This is a genomic window from Marinomonas flavescens (assembly GCF_004352835.1).
GTDB lineage: Bacteria > Pseudomonadota > Gammaproteobacteria > Pseudomonadales > Marinomonadaceae > Marinomonas > Marinomonas flavescens.
On sequence record NZ_SJSB01000011.1, the window covers coordinates 112,788 to 119,614 of the forward strand.

Consider the following 6,827-nt stretch of genomic DNA (forward strand, 5'->3'; position numbering starts at 1 on the left):
TTAATGACATTAAGGTGGCCTTTTTTAATGGTTATTTTAAGCTAAAAAGTAAAAGAAAATACTGTTCAGTGACGGGGTGGACTGTTAGCCTTGAAGGCTTTCTTTCATTCATTTTTAATGGAAATCACCTATGACAGCCACGCTAATTTACTGTTATGACCCTATGTGCAGTTGGTGTTGGGGATTTCGTCCTACTTGGACCAAACTGCAAAAAAGCCTGCAACCTTTAATCGATTCTAAACAGCTCACTATTCAACCTATGCTGGGCGGGTTAGCTGTCGACTCAGACACACCCATGCCTGATGATATGAAAGCGACGTTAGAAGGCGCCTGGCAACGTATCAGTGCTTATCTTGGGACTGAATTTAACTTTGATTTTTGGCGCAATACTCAACCTCGTCGCTCGACCTATCCTGCATGTCGTGCTTGCATGGTTGCCAGAGATTCAGACCTTGAAGATGAGATGTATCACGCGATTCAAAAAGCTTACTACTTGAACGCACAGAACCCATCGGATCTCTCCACGTTAACCGCGTGTGCCGAGCACATTGGCTTAAAAGCAGAAGGCTTTGAAAAGGCCATGGCGCATGTGAAAAGTGAAGGATTACTAGAGCAGGAAATCAACCAAGCTCGTCATTTAGGCTTGAATTCATTCCCTTCTCTGGCTTTATTACTAGGGGATCATCTGACGCCGATTCCTTTGGATTACCAAGACCACACAAGCATGTTAGCGGCGATCAAAAAAGCGCTCGCTTAGCCAAAGTCATGATTGATCAGATCTAGCATTGGATTATAAAGAGGATTAGTAGACGCATCACGTTGTTTTCTAACCTCTTTTTTCTCTTCTGCTGAAGCCTTTTTTGGTGAGTCTTCTGCATGAGAAGACTCTACCGCTGATGCTTTCGCGCTGGTTCGCTTTGCCTCTGACGCGCCTTCATTCTTTAATGACAAACGCTCTGCAAGCTTTTTAGCCAACGGCTCCACATCATCTAGCGTGACGTTAATCGCCATCCAATAATCCGCATCTGGTTCATCGCTAATCAAGGTTCCGGGCACAATAACGTGGCGATAATTGGCCAACAAAGCGGTCATATCTTGTTGATTTAATGGTGCTTCTAAATTCATCCAGAGCCCCATGCCTCCCTTGCTAGCCGCAAAACTGACTTGCCCCTGTAGATGGGTTTCAAGGTGCGCTTTTATACGCTCAGAATTGGCCCAAACCTGACGCGCTCGACGCACTAAAGAACGCTTGCCGGTCGATAACAACGCCTCGCTCAAGGCCTGCTGTTGGGCATCGCTTAATGCCATATCAATGGATAAAAATGCGCCTTCTAATGCGCTTTGATGACGCCCCGGTAAACACCAACTAGCAGAGCGATTAACTCCCTTGGTCTCAACGCCTCCGATATAAACAATGTGATCTGACGAATCCAATGACTTATACGTCATCAGTGAACCCGCTCGATGCGGCAAATGCGAACACAAATCCCACTCAATGGTCGGCAGTTTTAACTCATCAATAATAGCCACCCAACGACGCAGACTTAAATTACTGATCGCCAGACCCGCTGGAAACGCAAATTGTCCCGGTAAAATCAGCAGTTTTATTTCATTTTCTTGTAAGCAACGGACCACTAGGTCTAGATCCACCCCTCGGTCGCCTGCGGCAATGCTGATCACCCGACGGCCCAAGCTTTGCAATGTAGACGATAGTCGCGGGTCGCAAGGCGTAATAACCAACACTGTGTCATCGCGCTGCGTCAGCGCTTGGATACTTTGGGTCAGCATGGTCAAGGGCGAATCCCCTAACCATAATTGTGATGCGTGATTTTTAATCGCTAAGCCTTTTAAATGCTCGCTAACGGTTTCACGAACCGTCAAGTGCCCTTTGCCTAAGACCGGAATATCCACTTCTTCGGAGCGCACAGAAGATGCCAAAAACGCATCACTTTGATCCACCAAAGCACCACGATGCGCTAAGCAAGACCATGCGGCTTTACTGCCTACAGGCGCTAACTTTCGTAACGCTTCACCGGCCAATAAAAGCGCCGGCTTGGTATCGCTTCGATGACAAACAAAGTAACCAGATTTAGGGCGTGATTCGATCCAACCCTCTTCTGTTAATATTTCATAGCCATGGATAACCGTGTTTAAACTAAGACCAAGTTGCTTAGCTAATGCACGTAACGAGGGCATGCGATCACCAGCAGCAATCGCCTCCTGTGAAACCTGATCTAAAAACCAGTCCACTACCCCTTTGTATAAAAAATCCGCCACGCTTTGTACCTTTTCTAGTTTGTCATCTACTATCTGTTATCAAAGAGTAAGGGGGTTATCAAAAAAGACAAGCAAAAAAATACCAGTAAAAATAATAATTCCCAATGACACTAGGAAGTTAAGGTACAATTTCACCACGTTAACAGCAGTATTGGCACTTTTAAGGCTTTTACTCGGTACTAAAGAGCGTACTGCAATAACTTTATTTCAGATAACCAGTAACGCAACAAGTGGACTGTCTATGGCTTTTAATTCTTATTCCTTGCGCAACCAGTTCCCCATACTCCAACAAACGGCGTATGGCTATCCATTGGCTTACCTCGACAATGCGGCTACCACGCAAAAGCCTCTGTTCGTGTTAGACGCGATTCAAGACTACTACCGATCCTTTAATGCCAATGTTCATCGTGGGGCTCATTTCCTCAGTGACCGCGCTACAAACCGCTTTGAGCAAGCCAGAGAAAGAGTCGCCCAGTTTATTCATGCGCCAGAAAACAGTCATGTTATCTGGAGTAAAGGAGCCACAGAAGCCATTAACATGGTGGCTTACGGCTTAGAGCACCTATTACAACAAGACGATGAAATTCTCATTACCAGTCTGGAACATCACGCTAACCTAGTCCCTTGGCAACAGCTGGCGTTTCGTACTGGAGCACGCTTACGAGTATTGCCTCTGACTTCTAATGGCGAGTGGGAAAGCGAATATCAAAAATACTTCACCGATAGAACTCGCATCTTTGCGGCAACTCAGGTTTCCAATGCCATCGGTGTAAGCACGCCATTAAAAACCATGATCCAAGAAGCTAAGAAGTACAGTGCATTTACCTTGGTGGACGGCGCTCAAGCCGTAGCGCATTACCCAGTTGATGTAGAGGATATAGATTGTGACTTCTATGTTTTTTCTGGCCATAAGATGTATGGCCCTACGGGTATTGGCGTTTTATATGGTAAAAGTCAGGCGTTGGAAATTTTAATCCCCTATCAAACAGGTGGAGAAATGGTGCGACATGTGGCGTATCAAGCGACTGAATTTAATATTTTGCCTTATCGCCTTGAAGCCGGTACGCCGCATATAGAAGGGGCAATTGGCCTAGCCGCTGCCTGTGAATTTCTCATCCAACAAGACCGACCTGCGTTACTGGCGTGGGAACAAAAACTGGCTAATCATGTTTACACTCGCCTGATTAAAGAAGGCGGTATCGAACTGTATTCGCCAGAAAAGAACACCACGCTGGTCTCATTAAGTGTACCCAATATTCATACCATCGATTTAAATGCTTACCTAGACAGCAAGGGAGTCGCGGTTCGAGCGGGTAGTCACTGTGCCCATCCATTAATGGCACAGCTAGGTGTCAGTGGTACATTGAGAGCCTCGTTTGCCTGTTACAATACCCTTGAAGAAGCAGATCAATTCTGCGACGTTTTACTAGAAGCCATTGAGATATTAGGTGATGACTGATTTTCCAACGCCCTGTTTTCCTACACCCCATGCGATCAAGCAACAACTGCAAGCCTGTCGCAGTAAAGAAGAAACGTTTAAAGCACTGGTCATCTTGAGTAAGGCGTTACCCCGCCTCTCAGATGAAGAAAAAACAGAAGATAATAAAATCAAAGGCTGTGAAAGCGCGGTCTGGTTAATAACGGTAGAAGACGCTGGACGTCGCTATTTCAAAGCCGATAGCGACGCCAAACTGATGCGAGGCGTGCTGGTCGCGGTGATCAGCTTAGTGGCAGGGGAAAACCAGCAAACCATACAAAAAATGGACTTGAAATCCGAGCTAGCCGAGCTGAATCTCTCCAGCTACCTCACCAGCTCACGCAGCAATGGCGTGTTGGCGATACTGAAAACAATCGGTCAAAATTAAGCCATTTATATTTCTCCACATTAGGAGGTTGTTCTTTCACATTGGCAGCAAAATTAACGAGCAAACTAAGGAATATGCGAATAAGTCTTTCACATGAAACAATTCATTTTTAAACTTCGAGCTTAGTCATGTCACATCAACTTACTTTTGCCGACAACGAATTCAGCAACAAGCGTCGTAAAAGACGCAAAGAAATTTTCCTTTCGCGGATGGATGAATTGATGCCTTGGGATCAGCTTGAGGCCGTGATTGAACCTTTTTATCCTAAAGCAGGAAAAGGAAGAAGAGTGAGCGTCGGTTAAACCCCACATAGTAATCCCTTCCAAAAAACATAAAGTCTTTTGTGAGCGTCCGGCTATCACCACCTAGATGTGTTTAATATTCCATGGCAACAGGTCGTCTAAACCGACAGTACTTTGCCTTTTGGGCAGCTCTTCGAAGAGTTTCACAAGGTAGTCATAGGGGATAAGCCCATTGGCTTTGGCGGTTTCGATTACACTGTAAAGTATCGCGCTCGATCTGGCTCCTTTGCCTGTGTTGGCAAACAACCAGTTTTTACGACCAATAACGAAGGGTTTGATCGCCCGTTCGGCTCGGTTGTTATCAATATTGATTCGCCCATCGGTTAGGTAAACGGTGAGTTTGTCCCATTGATTGAGGTTGTATTGGATCGCTTTGCCTAAGAGGGTTTTTGGCGGTACTTGTTGAGCAGACTTTTCGAGCCATGCTTTGTACACCGCTAATATGGTTGGGGCTTTTTCTTGTCGCATTTGTAGAGTGAGCGTCAGGCCATCACCACCTAGATGCGTTTGATGTTCCATGGCAGCAGGTCATCAAGTCTGTCGTTTTGGTAGTTCTTCGAAGAGCGTCACTAAGTAATCATAAGGGATTAGTCCATTAGCTTTAGCGGTTTCGATTACACTGTAAAGTATCGCGCTCGATCTGGCCCCTTTGCCTGTGTTGGCAAACAACCAGTTTTTACGACCAATAACGAAGGGTTTGATGGCGCGTTCGGCTCGATTATTATCAATATTAATTTGTCCATCTGTTAAATAAACCGTGAGCTTGTCCCATTGATTGAGGTTGTATTGGATCGCTTTGCCTAAAAGTGTTTTTGGCGGCACTTGTTGAACGGACTTTTCGAGCCATGCTTTGTACGTCGCTAATATAGCAGGCGCTTTTTCTTGTCGCATTTGTAGAACGTCTTCAGCCGTACCTTGTTGCTTAGCCAATGCTTCGACGGCATTCAGTTTTTTAATGTGATTAATTGCTACGGTTGCTTTGCCCAATTTGCCTTTGGGCATGCCTTTTTCCGCTTCAATAAATTTTCGACGTGCGTGTGCCCAGCAACCAGCAAGCGTTGCCTTGGTCGATTCATAGGCTGGGTAGCCATCCACATTAAGATAACCGTCGAACCTTTGTAAAAAATCGATGGCACATTGAGCGCTTCGTGTGGACTGGAAGTCGTATAACACAATATTCGGGATCGGGCTGTGTTTATCGGGCCCATCCTTACCGGTGCAATAGAGCCACATGTAACAGTTAGAGCGGGCTTCTTTAATGACATTGAGCGTTGTTTCATCTGCTTGAATCACCGATTGTTCTAGCAAGATGCTATGGAGTCGATCGTAAAGGGGTTGTAACGCAACCGAGCATTTTAGCATCCAATCCGACATGGTTTGTCGACTCAGTTCAATGCCGTATTGCTTGAACATGGTTTCTTGTCGATATAGAGGTAAGCTGTATTGGAACTTACCTGTGATAACCTGACTTAGTAAGCTAGGCGTTGCAATCCCTTTGGGGATAATGCTGGCCGGCATCGAGGCTTGCTTAATCGTTGTTTGTGTCTCGGTCTTTTCACACTGGCGACATGCGTACTTAGGACGAACGGTTTCGATGACTTTTAACTGAGCGGGAAGAAACTCTAACTTCTCAGAAGTGTCTTCGCCAATACAATGCAGTGGTGTCTGACAGCAAGAACAGGTTTTGTCCGATTCAGGTACATCCACCACAACCGTTTCACGAGGTAGGTCTTTTGGTAAAGGCTTACGCTTAGGTTTTGTATGTGTATAGGAAACAGTTTGGCTGTCCGTTTCAACATCCACGCGGTCTTCTTGAGAGTCGCTGTCTGACTCATCAAACAGTTCGCCTTGGCCCGGAGACACGTCGGAGCCTTTACCAAATTGCTTTTGTTGAGCCAAACGCCATTGCTCAAGGATCCGTTCGTATTTTGATACCCACTCAGCAAGTTGATCGTCTTTTTTACCCAATAGTAATGATTGCTCAAGTAAAAGAGCCTTAAGCGATTCAACGTCATTGGGTAAGTCATCTGGGAGCATTTTCATGGCTTGGATTATACCAAGCGAATGCCCTAATCGTCATGATATCGATAGGTTAAATGCGGATGAGCGTCTTGTACATTGAGTGAAAGACCATCCAACAACCAATTTAACTGACGGGGTGATACTTGAATAGACAGTTGTTCGTCATCAATGACAGGCCACTGAAAATGCCCTTTTTCGAGACGCTTATAATGTAGCCAGAAGCCATTCGACGCCCATTGCAAGATTTTGACTTTATCGCGCACTCGACCACAAAAAACAAATATGTGGTCGCTACAAGGTTCTTTTTTCAAATCGTACGCAACAATATTGCATAGCCCATCAATGGCTTTACGCATATCGG

5 protein-coding genes and 3 pseudogenes are annotated in these 6,827 nt (G+C 45.4%); 4 read left to right on the plus strand and 4 right to left on the minus strand.

All coding sequences use genetic code 11. From position 1 onward, the window contains the following. The first annotated feature begins 130 nt into the window (after positions 1-130). Entirely contained in the window at positions 131-757 is a 627-nt protein-coding gene (locus E0D70_RS12400; protein WP_133012612.1) for a DsbA family protein, read from the plus strand. Here E0D70_RS12400 and E0D70_RS12405 read toward each other — a convergent pair. Next, positions 754-2,277: a GntR family transcriptional regulator gene (locus tag E0D70_RS12405; RefSeq protein ID WP_133012613.1), complete on the minus strand. Its 1,524-nt coding sequence runs from the start codon at positions 2,275-2,277 to the stop codon at positions 754-756. The genes E0D70_RS12400 and E0D70_RS12405 overlap by 4 nt on opposite strands. Before the next feature lie 241 nt (positions 2,278-2,518). Between E0D70_RS12405 and E0D70_RS12410 the strand changes: the two genes are divergently transcribed. The 3 genes and pseudogenes from E0D70_RS12410 to E0D70_RS12420 form a co-directional block, all read left to right on the plus strand. Further along, positions 2,519-3,736 (plus strand): aminotransferase class V-fold PLP-dependent enzyme, encoded by a 1,218-nt coding sequence (locus E0D70_RS12410; RefSeq protein ID WP_133012614.1) that lies wholly within the window; start codon positions 2,519-2,521, stop codon positions 3,734-3,736. Then, entirely contained in the window at positions 3,729-4,142 is a 414-nt protein-coding gene (locus E0D70_RS12415; RefSeq protein ID WP_133012615.1) for a SufE family protein, read from the plus strand. Before E0D70_RS12410 ends, E0D70_RS12415 begins: the two co-directional genes overlap by 8 nt. A gap of 128 nt (positions 4,143-4,270) precedes the next feature. Further along, positions 4,271-4,429: pseudogene (locus tag E0D70_RS12420) on the plus strand (IS5/IS1182 family transposase); the annotation flags it as partial. Positions 4,430-4,507: 78 nt separating this feature from the next. Here the strand turns inward: E0D70_RS12420 and E0D70_RS12425 are convergent. The 3 genes and pseudogenes from E0D70_RS12425 to tnpB all read right to left on the minus strand — a co-directional run. Then, positions 4,508-4,909, minus strand: a pseudogene (locus E0D70_RS12425) (IS66 family transposase); the annotation flags it as partial. Positions 4,910-4,941: 32 nt separating this feature from the next. Then, positions 4,942-6,487: pseudogene (gene tnpC / locus E0D70_RS12430) on the minus strand (IS66 family transposase). Positions 6,488-6,513: 26 nt separating this feature from the next. Further along, positions 6,514-6,827 (minus strand): IS66 family insertion sequence element accessory protein TnpB (gene tnpB / locus E0D70_RS12435; RefSeq protein ID WP_133012617.1); only part of this gene is annotated, 314 nt, incomplete at its 5' end.

What these genes read in the sequence shown, in the direction of transcription:
- E0D70_RS12400 (WP_133012612.1), top strand. Translation starts at nt 131, where the DNA reads ATGACAGCCACGCTAATTTACTGTTATGACCCTATGTGCAGTTGGTGT.
- E0D70_RS12410 (WP_133012614.1), top strand. Translation starts at nt 2,519, where the DNA reads ATGGCTTTTAATTCTTATTCCTTGCGCAACCAGTTCCCCATACTCCAA.
- E0D70_RS12415 (WP_133012615.1), top strand. Translation starts at nt 3,729, where the DNA reads ATGACTGATTTTCCAACGCCCTGTTTTCCTACACCCCATGCGATCAAG.